A 15025-nucleotide genomic window follows, 5' to 3' on the forward strand; every position below is an offset into this window, starting at 1 on the left:
AAGGAAACGCCTTTATAGTGCGATCAAGGGCTGTGAATAGGTTGGTGTATGCCGGAGGGCAGCATGGAACGACAGATCGTGTGTCCTCAGTGTCGACAGGGCGGTGCGCTTCGTGTGCAGGTGCGCTCGCCACGTGAGTTTGTTGCGTCGCTGCTGTGGATGGCACCTTTCCAATGTCAACGGTGTGACTGCCGGTTTCTCGCCCGTCGCATGAGTTCCGCGAGCTTCCCGCGGCTCGCTGAGCGTCGGGAACATATGCGTATTCCGGTCAGGCTCTGCCTCTCATTTTCCGGGGGACGAGTTCGGGGAGAAGGCATTGTATTGGATCTATCGTTAGGGGGCTGCATTATCCAAAGCGAGGCCCATGTGCGGGTTGACGATATCTTTTACCTTGAGATCAGCCTTGCCAAGGACGAGCCGCCCATCGAGGCTGCAGCCATTGTTCGCTCCGTCAGCGCCCGTGGGATTGCGTTCAAGTTCCTGCGCAGAGCGCAGGAGGATAAACGCCTGATGGCGTTTATCCAAACACATGCCGGATCCAACCCTTCGGTCTCGATTGAGGTTGCCCAGTCATCTCTCTCCAACTAGTTTCTTTCTTCGCCGCCATCTGCATCTCCCGTGTGATCCGCCGGTTCGATCGAATGATGCGCTTCTCGGCATGGGGCCCCTTGACCGACATATCTTCATGATTATCCCTCATGGTAGCATGCAAGCAGGATTGGGAGGGGGCACAGCGTCCTGAGGGTATGGCTGAAGGAGGAAACAATGGGACGTAGTTGGTGGCAAACGATGGCGATCGCAACAATACTGGTCACGGCGTTGTCTGTGTCCGGGTGTGGTTACAATGATTTGCAAGGCTTGGACGAAGATACGAAAGCTGCGTGGAGCGAGGTGATCAATCAATACCAGCGCCGTGCAGACCTGATTCCCAACCTCGTGGCGACGGTCAAGGGGTATGCCGCGCATGAAAAAGAGACCCTGGAGGGCGTCGTCAACGCGAGGGCCAAAGCCACCGGGATGCAAGTGACGCCCGAGGTCTTAAAGGATCCGGCAGCATTCGAGGCGTTTCAGAAGGCTCAAGCAGGGCTGGCATCAGCGTTGGGGCGCCTGATCGCGATCGCCGAAAACTATCCCAACCTCAAGGCCGATCAAAATTTCAGAGATCTTCAGAGCCAGCTGGAAGGGACGGAAAATCGAATTACCGTGGCCCGTAAGCGCTACATCGATCGAGTGGCGGAATACAACAAGATGGTTCGATATTTCCCCACGAACCTGACGGCGAAGTTCCTCCTGCATCTGGAAGAGAAGCCCAACTTTACCGTGGCCGATGAAAAAGCCGTGGCAAAGCCGCCGGAAGTAAAATTCTGAGCATAGGGTGAGGCTCGGGTCGAGGGTGAGACTGTGGAACGGAAACAAGCAGTCCCAGTTCTCGGATGGTTGGTTTCGTGTTTGAGCGTTGCCTCAACCTTGATCGCAGCCTCTCACGCATTGGCACTCGATGTCCCGCCGTTGACCGGGCGGGTTGTGGATCTCGCCCATGTCTTGCCACCGGCAACGGTGGAGTCCCTCACCGCTCGTCTCACGGCGCATGAAGGGCAGTCCAGCGATCAAGTCGCCGTCCTAACCATTCCTTCCCTCGAAGGTGATTCCCTTGAGGAATTCACGCATCGTGTGGCCACGACCTGGAAACTTGGTCGGAAAGGGACGGACAACGGAGTGCTGTTATTGGTCGCGCTCAAAGAGCGGAAGGTGCGAATCGAAGTCGGGTATGGGTTGGAGGGTGTCTTGACCGACATTCGATCGGCACAGATCATCAGAAATGAGATCGTACCTCGGTTTCGCACCGGTGATATGTCCGGCGGGGTCATGGAGGGGACCAACGCAATTTTGAAGACGATCGAAGGCACCTATCAGGTGCCCGAGCATTCTCCTCCGCAGCAAGACGGTACGGTTATCGAGCAGGTTGTGATAGCAGTCATTGTCGGGCTCTTCGTCGGACTTCTGTTCACAAATGTTCATCGCTTCATCGGCCCGGTTGCCGGCGCAGGAATCTCGGCGTTCCTTGCGCCTTGGGTGGGGCCTGCACTGCTTGCGAGCGGCGTGACGGTGGTCTTGCTCCTGCTGCTTGGTGCTGCGGGGACGGGAGCTCGAACCGCTCGATCCCGTGGGCTGGATGATTGGATGTGGTATAGCAGCCGTAGTGGCGGATGGGGCGGAGGGTCGTTCAGTGGTGGGGGAGGATTCAGTGGCGGCGGTGGCGATTTTGGGGGAGGGGGTGCCAGTGGAAACTGGTGAGTACCTTGCGCTGACAGAGGAGGAGCGTGAACGGATCAAACGGACGGTGCATGCCGCGGAGCAACAGACGAGTGCTGAAATCGTTCCCATGATCGTCAGCCGTTCCGGACTCTACCGCGATGCCCAGCATCGTGCCGGGTTGTTGCTCTCGTTAGTGGTTCTGACGCTCATGCTCACCACGGAAATATTCTGGCTTCCGTGGGGCTGGCATGGTTCCAACGCAGCCTGGCTCGTCCTGGCGACGATTGTGGCGTATGTGGCTGGCGCATGGCTGGGAACGTTGGCTCCTTGTATTCGCCTGCTGACACCGACGGATCGGATGCATCATAAGGTAAGACTTCGGGCCGAACGAGCGTTCACGACACATGCGGTCTCGCAGACGCGCGAGCGCACCGGTGTGTTGATCATGGTGTCATTGTTGGAACGCCAGATCTATGTGTTGGCGGATCGATCCATTGTCCCACGAGTTCCACCGGAACATTGGTCCTCGGTTGTCGAGGCTGCTGTCAGTCAATTGACCAGGGGAGATATCGTCGGCGGGTTGTGTCAGGGGATTCAGGTGTGTGGCACGTTGCTTGCCAAGGTCTGTCCTAGCCATCCAGGCGACAATCCTGATGAATTATCGAATGAATTGGTCATTGAGTCGTAAACGGTTCATCTCCCTTCCCTGCCACTCAATAAAACCTCGCGATCAGCCGATAGAGAAGAGACTCGGCGGGACTGCGCGTCTGGCTGGACCAATCTCGACAAGGAGGGGGCACACGATGTGGAAACATGAGGAGACCGTAGGGGGCGAGGTGGAGCGGGGGCCGGAGCGAGAACGTGAACAAGAGCGGTGGGTGGAGGACCGGCGGAGTTCGTTCTCAAAACACAACGGCCCGATTCTGCCGGACGAGGTCGCCTTTGTCGGCAAAGATGTCGAGTTCAAGGGCATCATCACCTACTCAGGGACCGTACGAATCGATGGGGCGTTGGAGGGAGAGATTCGCACTGATGGTGGGTTGCTCGTCGGTCCTGAGGCCGTGATTAAAGCCAAAGTTACGGCAGGAGCTGTCGTCTGCCACGGCCATATCATGGGAGATATTGAGGCGACCAGCCAGATCGTGCTCTGTGCTCCGGCGGTTGTGGAAGGCAGCCTGACTACGCCGGTGTTGTCGATGGAGGAGGGTGTGGTCTTCAATGGAACCCTGGAGATGAAACCTCAGGCCAAGGCCGAAGTGTTGCGCGACACGGATGCGAATTCCACGAGTATGACCAGTCGGCCACCTATTCGACTAGCTGCGTAAACGATTGCTCGAAGACTCCTGGCGTGATGTGAAGTCAGCGCCAGGAGTTGTTTGATGGGTTTTGTCGCTCGCCTCTCTCCTTGTTTCAGAACCAGGGATCTGCAGTCGTCGAGGGCGAGTTAGAAAATATAGTCTTCCCTCGCTTCAAATTTTCCACACATTTTTTGAATGCCTTGGTGAAGTAGTTCACTCAACTCGTGAATCACCAGGTTGGAGTCCTATTCTACGACGAGCTCCCTCAATAACTGGTCTATTGAGGACATGTCTCTGGCGAGAAGATATTCATCCCAAAAGGAGTAGATGGAGCCTCACTCGTCAAGGATGAGGTGTCAACATATCAGTTTGGCTTGTATCTTTTTGTCTCTCGGTCGTATCTGATGAGATACGCTTTCAAGCTTCTAATTGCTGGCCTAATCCGCTTTTCGACCGTCCGGTTTTGATCTAGTCATTGAGGAATAGCCCGGGAGAGCATACCGATTAACAGCCATTCGCTGATGGTATGGATGTTGAAGTCGAAAAAACCCAGAGAAGGTCATTGATTTGCCGGTTCGATTAAACACGATCTGAAGCTGGCTCGCGCACTACCTACATTCTTACTAGGGAGGCTAACCATGATCGTAACTCATATCCGCCGCTATTGTGAGCGTTGTAAGGCATGCTCTGCCGGCAATGGGTTTAATGGTGCAACATTACTAGGGACATTCTCATTGCTGATAGGGATGGGCGTGTTATCAGGTCCAATGGCGATAGCTCTGGATGGCAAGCAAGCGGTCATGCCCGACCGCGCTGACCAATCCAGCCAGCCTGGTACGAAACCGAAACTGACGCGTCCCCTCGCGATCAGTAAGTTAAAGGCAAGTGGCATTTCCGGAACAGAACGGATGGCGCTCGCAACGAAATATCCGGTCAAGAAGCCCGTGAAGGCTGAATATAGGAAGGGATTGCGACGCGATGTCGTCATCGTCAAGTTCATCGATGGTGCCAAGGTTCGTGAGGACAATGCCTCAACGGAGCGACTGGCGAAGACCGACAAGGCGACAGTTTTCTCACGTCTCGATGAACTGAAGCCTCAGCTGACGACACTGGATGAATATGATCGTGAACTCCTGAAGCGACGGAATATGACCCCTGCCGATGCAGACGGCCAAATGCACAAGGTGCGTGAGGCGCTCAAGAAGCGCGGCATTCGTCATTGGCGCAAGGTGTTCAGGATTGATGACGACCTGCTCGGCAAGTTCCGCATCAATACAGAAATACGCAAGAAGCGGCAGAGTTCTGACTTGTCGAACTACTACGTCTTTCATCTGGAGGAGGGCGAGCAGGGTGAGTTGCTTGTAGATCGCTTGAATGAACTTGACGTTGTCGAGCTTGCCTATCTCCCTCCGATTCCCGAAGACGCTGACGTCCCACCGGTGACGCCGAGTTTCCAAAGTCGACAAACCTATCTCGATCCATCGCCAGGTGGGATCGATGCGAAGTATGCTTGGACCATTCCTGGTGGCACGGGAAGCCAGGTGAAGATCATCGACGTCGAGTCGGGATGGAATCTCAATCATGAAGATCTGCCCAGTGTGTTTCTGAACGATGGGCGCATCGACGATGACGATTCGCGCCAGCACGGTACGGCTGTACTAGGGGTGATGCTGGGGCGCCAAGACGGCATCGGCGTCAGCGGCATTGTGCCTAATGCCAGCGGCGGAGTGGTTTCCGTCAATCGCGGGCTAGGCCTCTCCTACTACAAGAATGTCGCCGAAGCCGTGCTTATCGCGAGCATGAACCTGTCCGAGGGGGATGTAATCCTCATCGAGCAGCATTCGCGTGGTCCGGGCAACGATGGAGACTGCACGGCATGTATCACGTCCGGCACACCGCGCGATCAGTGCGGTTTCATCGCCATGGAGTACTGGAACGACATCTTCGACGCCGTCAATGCAGCGACTGCGTCGGGCATCATTGTGGTAGAAGCTGCGGGAAACGGAGAAATGAATCTAGACAATGAACGTTACGACGATCGGTTTAATCGGATCATCAGAAATTCCGGTGCACTGTTTGTGGGGGCGGGAGATTCAGTTGCACACAAGCCTTGGTGTTGGTCCAATCACGGCAGTCGTGTGGATGTTCAAGGGTGGGGCGATAGTGTCATGACTGCGGGATATGGCTCGGCCACTATGTTCAAGGTGAATGGTGCCGACGACAATCAGTGGTACACATCTAGTTTCAGTGGCACGTCCAGTGCGACACCCATAGTCGCGGGCGCAGTGGCTGCTATCCAGGGAATACAAATAGAGAGGAACAATCGCCCGCTTGATTGGTACGAGATGGTGGATCTGCTTGTCCAGACTGGTACGCCGCAGACCGGAGAGAAGAATATCGGCCCATTGCCTGACCTCAAGCAAGCGATTGCCAAGCTCAGTCCGCCTACTCCCGAAAACGCAGTTTACGAGACTGTCATCTCATTCAATCCTGCGTCGGTAGATGCTGATCGAGCCGTATCAGGATTCAAGGGCGAGCGCACGAACACCATCGGTAACACCGCACAGGTAGCTGCAATCGAGCGGTTACAGTTCGGAGAGCATAGTGACGAGCCATGTTATGTCAAAGTGGAAAAAGCCGACATGGTCGCGCACTCTATTTCGAAACCGCATGCAGAATTGAATATTTGTGACGGTAACGGTCCGACTGATCGATCGCTGCAATATGTTCCTACCGTAACCCCTGACCACGACACCTTTGTGCGAGGAGTTGCAGCCTGCAACTCGACGACCAAGAACAGTACACGTTTAAAAGGTATCAAGGTCTATCGAGCCCGGGTTGAGGACGATGGTTCCTTCAGCATGATCTCGAATCCTTCGACATTAGAGCGTCCCAACTGCGACGGCACTTGGCATGAACCAGCCATGTGTCCGTCTGGTACGCTGGCAACTGATCTGGTGGTGCATATCAGGCCGGATGGAAAGCAAGATGTCTTTACCGGATTGTCGCTTAAGTGCAGAAAGGTCGAGGTGACGAGGGCATGCATTTCTGGGTGTTAACAGCCGCGCTCTGCCGGGAGCCGATCGTCATCGGCCAGGCGCACGTCTTTCATTGAATGACGTGCGCCTGGTCTGTCTAGTTGAGGGCCGTAGTAATTGGGGCCTCCAAAACGGCGATGACTCATGTTAGCTCGAAATACGGCTAAACATGACCAGGGCGAACCTCTAACTGATGCCCTGTGCTTAATCTACTGTCGGGAAAGGGAGCCTTCCATAGACTGCGTAGCGTCGTTCCGCTAGAATCCGGCCCATGTCAGAGCCGACCGTCTCCCCCGCTGTACCCCCGAAACCGCAGGACGAGAATCAGGCCGTCATCAAATCAGCTGGTATCATCGGCGTCGCCACGTTTTCCAGCCGTATCCTTGGGTTTATCCGGGACATGCTCATCGCACGACTCTTTGGTGCGACTCCAGCGGCGGATGCGTTTTTTGTCGCCTATCGGATTCCGAATCTGCTCCGCGAGCTTTTTGCCGAGGGCTCGATGTCAGCTGCGTTTATTCCGGTCTTCACTGAATACCACACGTTGAAATCGAAACAGGATGCGTGGGAATTGGCGAGTGCCGCCTTCACGACATTACTGACGATCGTGACGGGCATTACTCTCATCGGGATTATGGGATCGGCAGGTATTGTGTGGCTTCTGGCACCGGGATTTCATGACGATCCGACCCGGTTAGAAATGACCGCGATGCTCACTCGCATCATGTTCCCCTATCTCATTTTTATCAGTTTGGCGGCGCTGGCCATGGGAGTGCTCAACTCTCTACGGGCCTTCGCGGCTCCGGCGTTTTCACCGGTCTTTTTTAATCTGTTCATCATCGGGTGCGCCCTGTTCTTAGCCCCGACCATGCCGGAACCCATCATCGGTGTTGCGATCGGTGTGGTGGCCGGTGGGGCTGCCCAGTTTGCCATGCAACTACCAGGGCTCAGACGACGAGGCATGTTGTTTGGATTTATATTCAATCCGGGCCATCCAGGGGTGCGCAAGATCGGTCGGCTGATGATTCCGTCGTTACTTGGGTTGTCGGTGACACAGATCAATATCACCGTGAGCACGATCCTGGGCTCGTTCTTTGTTGGTGGGCCCACATATCTCTTTTACGGCATGAGATTGATTCAGTTTCCGCTTGGCATCTTTGGCGTGGCGTTGGTCACCGCCATCTTGCCTACTTTGTCGGCGCAAGCAGCCAGAGGCGCGCTGGACGAATTGCGTACGACGCTCGGGTTTGGACTACGCATGATCATCTTTATTATGCTACCGGCCATGGTGGGGTTGATTGTGTTGCGGACTCCGATCGTGCATCTGGTGTTTGAACATGGCACCTTTACGGCGCATGATACTGCTGAAACAGCCTTTGCCGTACTTTGCTATTCCGTCGGGTTATGGGCGTTTGGTGGAGTGCGCATCATCGTCTCGGCCTTTTATTCATTGAAGGACACCACGACACCGGTCATTTCAGCGACGATTGCGGTGGTGGCGAATATTCTGTTCTCGTTGGTCTTGATGTCGCGCCTGGGAGCGGCCGGGCTTGCCCTGGCCACGGCCCTTGCGGCGATGGTCAACGGTGGAATCCTCGTGGCTGTGCTCAATCGGAGACTCGGTGGAGTCGACTGGTATTCAGTGCTCCGTTCGGCTAGTCGAGTCGTGATTGGGTGCATTCCAATCATACTGGCCTGCTGGTGGGTAGCCGGGGCGCAGGTCTGGACCGATCCGGGTGAGTGGATTGAGAAAACTGCAATGTTGATGGGAGCCGTTGGAGCGAGTATCGGTGGGTATTTGGGCGTGCATGCCCTGTTTCGGTCGGAGGAACTCGGGGTCCTGTGGTCGATTGTCAGAAAAAAACTGGGTCGAGTATTGGGGTAGCAGGGAGTTGACTATGCGCCAGCTTATCATCTTTCAGTCACCATGGGGTTGGATGGGGATCGTCGAATCTTCCAAGGGGATTCAAACGATTGTCTTGCCGAAGCATTCGAAACGAGCGGTTGAATCAGAACTCATCGAACAATTGAACGAGCCGTTGCCGCGAGGAGAGTCCACAAGACTTGAAGCGGCGCGGTGTCAGCTGCTCGACTATTTTGCGGGCAAGCGACAGACCTTTGATGTGCCGTTGGATCTTTCTCAGGGGACGACCTTCCAGCGGCAGGTCTGGCGGGTGCTCCTACGTGTGCCATACGGTAAGCTCCGTTCTTATCAATGGATTGCTGCTCGTGTGGGCGGACCACAGTATGCCCGAGCAGTCGGTAACGCGGTTGGTGCGAACCCGATACCGATTGTGATTCCTTGTCACCGGATTGTCGCCCAAGATGCCACGCTTGGGGGATTCTCGGGAGGACTGCCCATGAAGCGCAAATTACTCTCCCTTGAAGGCACCTTGACCCAACTCCAGGGAAGCTTGGCCTAATCGATGAAGGCTGTTTTGCAGCGTGTCACCAGTGCCTCGGTCGAGATCGACGGACAGATCGTCGGTCAGATCCAACATGGCTTGATGGTGCTATTGGGCGTCGCGAAAGGCGATGACGAGTCGGACAGTCGCTACCTGATCGACAAGATCCGGAGCCTCCGGATTTTCTCAGATGAGCAAGGGAAGATGAATCGATCACTGGCAGATGTGGGCGGCGCTGTGTTGCTGGTTTCACAATTTACGCTGTTGGGTAGTACTGCCAGCGGACGTCGTCCTAGTTTCGACGAGGCGGCTTCTCCAGCGCTGGCCAAGGGACTCTATGAACAGGTCGCGACCGGATTGCGCGAGAGCGGGACAAGAATTGAAACAGGGATCTTTGCGGCCCATATGCGGGTGGCCTTGATCAACGATGGGCCGGTAACCTTTGTATTGGATAGTAGGGAGGGGCGCTAGGCCAAACTCAAGATCTTACGGCGGAGCGCCGATAGGGTTTGGGACGGTAGAAGGCGGCTTGTCGTTGGTATCTGTTATACTGAAGTGACGGCTCATCGAACTTTCCAGGAGGGAGAGATGAGTGCTTCAGTTCCCCTACAACATCCGCTCCGGCAACTGTTCGGGGCTTTGACCGAGAAGAGCTTTACCGAACATCTCGGTTGGCCTGATGAGAAGGTCACTTCCTACGTCTCAAATCTGCTGGTCGATTTCACCCATACGGATCACCTCTATAAGATCAAGAATCGACAGGACCACGCCGTCGACAGTGTCGTCGATTTGCTGTTTGAGTCGGAGGTGATGTTGGAAGCCCAATCATTGGATCGAGAACGAGACGTTCACCGCCACATCGGGGATTTCACGCTGTTTATGGCCGGACTGTTTCCTGAATATCTGCGTCGGCTCAAAACGGTGGGGCGGATTTACCACAAGGATTTTCTCGTCGATTACGTGAAGACCGGGAAGCGGTCATATGGGATCGTGGCACAGATCGGTCGTGAGGATGCCGAAACCAGCTTGCCGTTGTTCAAAAAACTATCCGAGAATTTTGAACTCTGTGTGACCGGTCTGGGATTTGTGCGGTCCGATCTCGATCGCATGCAGGATCCGGCCTATCGGAGAACCAGGGATTTGCTGTTGAATTGAAACCTATCCACCCGATCATTCTCGCGCATGGAGGAGCCGGCTCTCGTGGCATGACGTCCTCGCAAGCGGCCTGTCTTCGAGCAGCTCTGCAAGTTGGCTATCATCTCCTGGATCGAGGCGGCTCTGCCCTCATTGCCGTTGAACACACGATACGGGTTCTCGAACGTAGCGGGCTTTTTAACGCCGGCAAAGGCGCGTATCTTCAGCTGGACGGAGTGCGAAGGATGGACGCCTCCATCATGGAAGGGGAGGGACTGCATGCCGGGGCCGTGGCGTCCATTGAGAGCATCGTCCATCCAATCAGTGCCGCCCGCCACGTCATGGAGGCAACGGAGCACGTGTTGCTTGTGGGGCCGATGGCGACGAAGTTTGCTCAACATTTCAAACTGGAACCTCAGAAGCGTCCGGCCCCACGACTCACGTTGTCATACGATTTGGTGCTCAAGCGGATGAGAACAACGAAGAATCGTCATGGAACGGTTGGTGCGGTTGCTGTGGATCAGACCGGCACAGTTGCTGCCGGCGCGTCAACCGGGGGGATTGATCAGATGCTTCCAGGACGAGTCGGCGATACGCCGATCATCGGCTGCGGAGTCTATGCTGACAATGAAACCGGTGCGGTGTCCATGACAGGATGGGGCGAGAGTATCATCCGCTTGGCGGTCGCCAAAGAAATCTGTGACCGATTAAGACGAGGGAGCACACCTGGTCAGGTGGTACGAATGGTGTTTCAACGGCTTGTGAAAAAAGTCCACGGTTCCGCTGGTGCGCTGGTCCTTACGCCACAAGGGCGATTTACGATTGTGCATGTGACGCCGCACATGGCAGCTGGGTGGTGGGATGGGAAGGGAGAACCTACCGTGAAAGATAGGTTTCAATGAGCCGCGTGCTCTTCCATCTTGCCTTTCCGATTCATGACCTGGAAGCCACGCTTCGGTTCTATGTTGATGGCCTCGGTTGCATCGTTGGGCGGCGATCGAAGCATGCGTTAACGCTAGGATTGGGAGGTCACCATCTTGTCGCGCATCTCGTGCCGGAGCAGCCTCTTCAACAGAAAGGTATTTACCCGCGCCATTTCGGGCTGGTCTTTCTTTCTCAGGAAGAATGGCAGGCGCTGGCGGATCGTGCGAAAGTAAACGACCTAACTTTCTATCAGCAACCTCGCGTGCGCTTTCCTGGGACCCGCATTGAGCACCGGACATTCTTTTTGGAAGACCCATCGCACAATCTGCTCGAGTTCAAGCACTACACCCACGAATCGGCCATCTTTGGGGAACAGGATCACGGTCAGGTCGGCGACTCTTCGGAGTATGCAGAATAGCCACAACTTGGCAGTTCTACTCTTCGGTGACTGGTACGGGAGCCGAGGACTGCCGATCGATCCATCTGAGAATGCGTTCGTGGCGTTGTGTGAGGAAAGTTGTTTTTCGCAGAGGATCGTATCGACGCGGCGAGGGCAAGATGGCCGCCAGCCAGGCGGCTTCGTCGACCGTCAGTTCGAGCGACGGTTTGCCGAAGTGATGACGGGCTGCGGCTTCAGCACCATAGATCCCCTGTCCCCACTCGGCGACGTTGAGATACAGTTCCAGAATACGATTTTTCGGGAGATGTTGTTCGAGGTGATGCGTAATCAAGGCTTCTCTTGCTTTTCGAAGTAGAGACCGTTCGGAAGAGAGATAGAGATTCTTGGCCAGTTGCTGCGTAATGGTGCTCCCGCCACGCTTGAGTTCGCCCGCTTCGATGTTGTATTTAGCCGCTTCCTTGATTCCTTCCCAGTCGAATCCATCGTGGATGAAAAACGAGGCATCTTCTGCGACCACGACCGCATGGCGAAGGTGCGGGGAGATGCGGGAAAGCGGGACCCACACCCATTGGCGTTTGATGGGACGTCCCTGCTCCTTTGCCTGAGTCTGCCGGGTTTCCATCAGGGCGGTGGATGTCGGGTTGGTTCGTGTGAGATGTTCGACATCCGGCAAGGTCATGAACCAGCTCAACATCAGGATACCCAATGGAAGTCCGATGAAAAGGGTGCCCCACAGAAACATCCGTCGGATTCTGCTGCGACCGGTTGACTTGAGCGGAGGAGGGTCGTATGTGTAAGGACGGAAAAAGATTGGACTCTGACTCGCCTTCTGCTGTTCATCCATCGGGTAGCCTGACAACATGAAAATCTTCGCGGCCGAGTTTATCAAAAGTTGTGTCGATCCAGAACAGTTTCCTTCCGGTGATCTCCGGGAGATTGCCTTTGTCGGGCGCTCAAATGTGGGTAAATCGTCTTTGATCAACTCCTTACTGAATCGTCGAGAACTGGCCAGGGTCAGTCGAACCCCTGGGAAAACGCAAGCCGTGAATGTATTTCTCATCTCCACCTCGGATCCCCATATCTCGCGATTCTACCTCGTTGATTTGCCCGGCTATGGGTTTGCAAACGTGCCGAAAACCGTTCGCATTCAGTGGGGGCCTTTGCTCGAACGCTATCTCCTCGGCCGTGCTGTGCTGCTCCGAGTTGTGTTGCTCGTGGATGGTCGTGTCGTGACCGATCAAGATTGCCAGACTATGGCCTGGCTCCGTTCGATCGGGCACGATCCCCTTATCGTCGTGACGAAGGTTGATAAGCTGAAGTCACATGAGCGGGTGAAAACCCTTCGCCGGATCCATCAAAGTTTTGGACTTGCCGAGGAAGACGCCGTGATTCCCTATTCGTCCGTGACGGGGGAGGGACGAGACAGGCTGTGGGGGGCTCTCCGTGAAACGGCGAGGCAACAGCATGGTGGTTGATGATCTCTGTCTCTTGTCGGAGCGGACTAGGAATGTGGGGGATAGGGTCGTGGGTTGGTGAGCCTGCGTGGCTGCAGTGAACCCGCAGCCAGGCCTGTCGCAGCAGCGTGTCGACGGTTGCGGTAGAAGCGGTTATGAATCCTGCGGGCTAGAATTTAATCTCGATATAGGATTTATTCTTCAGTTCGACGAGCCAGGATTGGAACATGTCCTCACTTTTCTGCCGATAGACGAGTTCTTGGAGTTCTCGATGGACTTCCTCGTACGTCCGAAACCGTTTGGGCTTTCGATCGTCCATCCGAATGATCTGGATCCCCTCAGGACTCTCGATGATGTCGGAGATTCCGCCGGGTACTAAGCGTGCGATGGCCTGATCAATGATGGGGATGAGCTCGCCCTGTCGAACTAAGCCCAGCCGTCCGCCTTGTGCGGCATTGTCGCCATCGGAGTATTCCCTGGCGACATCCTCAAACTTTTCCCCTTGTTTCAGATCATTCATGGCGCGGCGAGCTCTGGTCAGTGCGTCGGCCAGCCCATCTGAGGAGCGAGGGCGGATCAGAATGTGACTCAATTCATACTCCTCGGAGAGGGCGAAACGGTCGCGATGATCTTGGTAGTACCGCCTCAGCTCAGAGTCGCCGACCATGATGTTGCCGCGAATCTGCAGATCGGCTACTCGCATGAGCAAGAGTTGATCGCGCACGATCTGGATGTCGTTGGGGCTTGTGGGGTCGAGAGGGGTCCCTTGCCGTTTCATTTGTTCAATGGCTTGCTTGATCTCGCCGTCTGACACTTCCACTTTTTTGGCTTTGGCTTCCTGGAGCTGCAACTTCCGCTCGATCAGTTTCGTTAAGGCCATGTATTCTGCGGTCTTGAGTCGCTGGGCCAGCTCGGTTCCTCGGTGCACACGGGAGAGACGCTCCTGCTCCGCTGCAAACTCACGCTGGACATCGGACAGCATAATCAACTCGGAATTGACGATCGCGACAATACGATCCTGCAGATGAGCTGAAGCCTGATACGGGGACAAGTTGGGAAATATGAGCAGAAGGAGCACCGAGATGAGGAGAGGATTCCAACGGGATGTGTGAGAAGCGGTGGTCATGGTTCCTGCACTCAGGAGCGGAAAACCCGCATCACTGGTTCGATAATTCTACACGAAGCGGCGGGTTCGTGGAAATGAGCAGAGACTAATGCTTGCCGGTGTCCGTATTAATATATCGAGCGGCTTCAGCGAAACGAACTGCGGCGTTGGTCCGGATGTCGGCGATTACTTCGTCGAATCGCTTGCGCCGCTTATCGGCCAGGAGTTCCTGTCGAAGGCGTTCCTTTGTCGCCAAATCAGTTTGGATAATGGTTTCATCCAGAGGGGACAGCATGACGAGATAGTAGCCATGCTCGGTCTTAATGGGACCGCTGACCATGCCTAGCTTGAGCGTATGAATTGCGGCATCCAGCTCGGGAAGAAGCATTCCCTTCTTATAGGGGCCCAGATCGCCGCCTTTGGACTTTGTCTTCTCGTCAATCGAGTATCGCTGGGCGAACTTGGCGAAGTTCCCGCCTCGATTGATCTGTGTTTCAAGATCCTTCGCGGCATACACGTTAGGCAGCAGCATCACCGAGATATTGGCTTTCAGCGGGTCCAGCAGTTCGGCGGCATGCTTCTCGTAGTAGGCATCAAGTTCAGCTTGCGTCAGTTCGACTTTGGATTGGAGCTTGTCTTTCAGAAGTTCGTCGAGGATGAGCTGTTCCTTATACCGTTGTGTCTTGTCCCGGATGACATCACTATGATCCAAGCCTTGTCGGCGACCCTCCTGCATCAGGAGCTCTCGGGTAATGAGCTCTTCGAGGAATTTCCGTTTGCCGCCGTCCTTCTCATAGCGGGAGCGGGTGGCGGGTGAGAGCTCCCCCCATCGAAGGTCGAATTCGGTCTGGGTAATAGTACGGCCATTGACCAACGCGACGACCGGTTCTTCCTGCCGCTCGCCACAGCCGGAGATCGCCGGCCCGATACAGGCCACCATGCCGGCAAGCAGCCCAGGCATGAGATATGTTCGGCAGAAGGTCGGGAACCGGAAGGATATCATAAGTGGTG

The 15025-nt window shown here is 55.3% G+C and carries 16 protein-coding genes; 13 read left to right on the forward strand and 3 right to left on the reverse strand.

Features of this window, described 5'->3' with window-relative positions:
* Nucleotides 1-63 precede the first annotated feature (63 nt).
* From ACYX34_RS16610 to ACYX34_RS16665, 12 genes are all read left to right on the forward strand, one after another.
* Nucleotides 64-588 carry a PilZ domain-containing protein gene (locus tag ACYX34_RS16610; protein ID WP_462077696.1) on the forward strand — a complete coding sequence of 175 codons (525 nt, stop codon included), beginning with the start codon at nt 64-66 and terminating at the stop codon, nt 586-588.
* Between the two features lie 177 nt (nt 589-765).
* Nucleotides 766-1368, forward strand: coding sequence for a LemA family protein (locus tag ACYX34_RS16615; protein ID WP_462077697.1), 603 nt, complete (start codon nt 766-768; stop codon nt 1366-1368).
* Between the two features lie 33 nt (nt 1369-1401).
* Nucleotides 1402-2295 (forward strand): TPM domain-containing protein, encoded by an 894-nt coding sequence (locus ACYX34_RS16620; RefSeq protein WP_462077698.1) that lies wholly within the window; start codon nt 1402-1404, stop codon nt 2293-2295.
* A complete protein-coding gene (locus ACYX34_RS16625) occupies nt 2282-2944 on the forward strand; it encodes a TPM domain-containing protein (RefSeq protein ID WP_462077699.1) in 663 nt (220 codons plus the stop codon). Before ACYX34_RS16620 ends, ACYX34_RS16625 begins: the two co-directional genes overlap by 14 nt.
* Nucleotides 2945-3059: 115 nt before the next feature.
* Nucleotides 3060-3581 carry a bactofilin family protein gene (locus tag ACYX34_RS16630; RefSeq protein WP_462077700.1) on the forward strand — a complete coding sequence of 174 codons (522 nt, stop codon included), beginning with the start codon at nt 3060-3062 and terminating at the stop codon, nt 3579-3581.
* Nucleotides 3582-4192: 611 nt separating this feature from the next.
* Nucleotides 4193-6613 (forward strand): S8 family peptidase, encoded by a 2421-nt coding sequence (locus ACYX34_RS16635; RefSeq protein WP_462077701.1) that lies wholly within the window; start codon nt 4193-4195, stop codon nt 6611-6613.
* Between the two features lie 250 nt (nt 6614-6863).
* The gene (gene murJ, locus ACYX34_RS16640; RefSeq protein WP_462077702.1) at nt 6864-8477 is read left to right on the forward strand and encodes a murein biosynthesis integral membrane protein MurJ; all 1614 of its coding nucleotides are present in this window, start codon (nt 6864-6866) and stop codon (nt 8475-8477) included.
* Between the two features lie 13 nt (nt 8478-8490).
* The gene (locus ACYX34_RS16645; protein ID WP_462077703.1) at nt 8491-9015 is read left to right on the forward strand and encodes a methylated-DNA--[protein]-cysteine S-methyltransferase; all 525 of its coding nucleotides are present in this window, start codon (nt 8491-8493) and stop codon (nt 9013-9015) included.
* Nucleotides 9016-9018: 3 nt separating this feature from the next.
* A complete protein-coding gene (gene dtd, locus ACYX34_RS16650) occupies nt 9019-9468 on the forward strand; it encodes a D-aminoacyl-tRNA deacylase (RefSeq protein WP_462077704.1) in 450 nt (149 codons plus the stop codon).
* A 117-nt stretch (nt 9469-9585) separates the two neighbouring features.
* Nucleotides 9586-10152 carry a hypothetical protein gene (locus tag ACYX34_RS16655; RefSeq protein ID WP_462077705.1) on the forward strand — a complete coding sequence of 189 codons (567 nt, stop codon included), beginning with the start codon at nt 9586-9588 and terminating at the stop codon, nt 10150-10152.
* Nucleotides 10149-11033 (forward strand): isoaspartyl peptidase/L-asparaginase family protein, encoded by an 885-nt coding sequence (locus ACYX34_RS16660; RefSeq protein WP_462077706.1) that lies wholly within the window; start codon nt 10149-10151, stop codon nt 11031-11033. The genes ACYX34_RS16655 and ACYX34_RS16660 overlap by 4 nt, the downstream gene beginning before the upstream one ends.
* On the forward strand, nt 11030-11473 hold the full coding sequence (locus ACYX34_RS16665) for a VOC family protein (RefSeq protein WP_462077707.1): 444 nt from the start codon (nt 11030-11032) through the stop codon (nt 11471-11473). The genes ACYX34_RS16660 and ACYX34_RS16665 overlap by 4 nt, the downstream gene beginning before the upstream one ends.
* Before the next feature lie 16 nt (nt 11474-11489).
* Here the strand turns inward: ACYX34_RS16665 and mtgA are convergent, their stop codons facing one another.
* Nucleotides 11490-12299 carry a monofunctional biosynthetic peptidoglycan transglycosylase gene (mtgA, locus tag ACYX34_RS16670; protein ID WP_462077708.1) on the reverse strand — a complete coding sequence of 270 codons (810 nt, stop codon included), beginning with the start codon at nt 12297-12299 and terminating at the stop codon, nt 11490-11492.
* A 16-nt stretch (nt 12300-12315) separates the two neighbouring features.
* Between mtgA and yihA the strand changes: the two genes are divergently transcribed.
* On the forward strand, nt 12316-12930 hold the full coding sequence (yihA, locus tag ACYX34_RS16675) for a ribosome biogenesis GTP-binding protein YihA/YsxC (protein ID WP_462077709.1): 615 nt from the start codon (nt 12316-12318) through the stop codon (nt 12928-12930).
* Between the two features lie 148 nt (nt 12931-13078).
* On the opposite strand, the gene ACYX34_RS16680 is transcribed toward yihA, so the two are convergent.
* Both ACYX34_RS16680 and ACYX34_RS16685 read right to left on the reverse strand, forming a co-directional pair.
* On the reverse strand, nt 13079-14035 hold the full coding sequence (locus ACYX34_RS16680) for a peptidylprolyl isomerase (RefSeq protein ID WP_462077710.1): 957 nt from the start codon (nt 14033-14035) through the stop codon (nt 13079-13081).
* An 85-nt stretch (nt 14036-14120) separates the two neighbouring features.
* Nucleotides 14121-14975 (reverse strand): peptidylprolyl isomerase, encoded by an 855-nt coding sequence (locus ACYX34_RS16685; protein WP_462077711.1) that lies wholly within the window; start codon nt 14973-14975, stop codon nt 14121-14123.
* Nucleotides 14976-15025: the final 50 nt, after the last annotated feature.

The organism is Nitrospira sp. CMX1 (assembly GCF_054902215.1).

Excerpts from the sequence above, each read along its gene's own strand:
- ACYX34_RS16610 (WP_462077696.1), top strand. The coding sequence starts at position 64 with ATGGAACGACAGATCGTGTGTCCTCAGTGTCGACAGGGCGGTGCGCTT.
- ACYX34_RS16615 (WP_462077697.1), top strand. The coding sequence starts at position 766 with ATGGGACGTAGTTGGTGGCAAACGATGGCGATCGCAACAATACTGGTC.
- ACYX34_RS16630 (WP_462077700.1), top strand. The coding sequence starts at position 3,060 with ATGTGGAAACATGAGGAGACCGTAGGGGGCGAGGTGGAGCGGGGGCCG.
- ACYX34_RS16635 (WP_462077701.1), top strand. The coding sequence starts at position 4,193 with ATGATCGTAACTCATATCCGCCGCTATTGTGAGCGTTGTAAGGCATGC.
- murJ (WP_462077702.1), top strand. The coding sequence starts at position 6,864 with ATGTCAGAGCCGACCGTCTCCCCCGCTGTACCCCCGAAACCGCAGGAC.
- ACYX34_RS16645 (WP_462077703.1), top strand. The coding sequence starts at position 8,491 with ATGCGCCAGCTTATCATCTTTCAGTCACCATGGGGTTGGATGGGGATC.
- dtd (WP_462077704.1), top strand. The coding sequence starts at position 9,019 with ATGAAGGCTGTTTTGCAGCGTGTCACCAGTGCCTCGGTCGAGATCGAC.
- ACYX34_RS16655 (WP_462077705.1), top strand. The coding sequence starts at position 9,586 with ATGAGTGCTTCAGTTCCCCTACAACATCCGCTCCGGCAACTGTTCGGG.
- ACYX34_RS16665 (WP_462077707.1), top strand. The coding sequence starts at position 11,030 with ATGAGCCGCGTGCTCTTCCATCTTGCCTTTCCGATTCATGACCTGGAA.
- mtgA (WP_462077708.1), bottom strand. The coding sequence starts at position 12,299 with ATGGATGAACAGCAGAAGGCGAGTCAGAGTCCAATCTTTTTCCGTCCT.
- yihA (WP_462077709.1), top strand. The coding sequence starts at position 12,316 with ATGAAAATCTTCGCGGCCGAGTTTATCAAAAGTTGTGTCGATCCAGAA.
- ACYX34_RS16680 (WP_462077710.1), bottom strand. The coding sequence starts at position 14,035 with ATGACCACCGCTTCTCACACATCCCGTTGGAATCCTCTCCTCATCTCG.
- ACYX34_RS16685 (WP_462077711.1), bottom strand. The coding sequence starts at position 14,975 with ATGCCTGGGCTGCTTGCCGGCATGGTGGCCTGTATCGGGCCGGCGATC.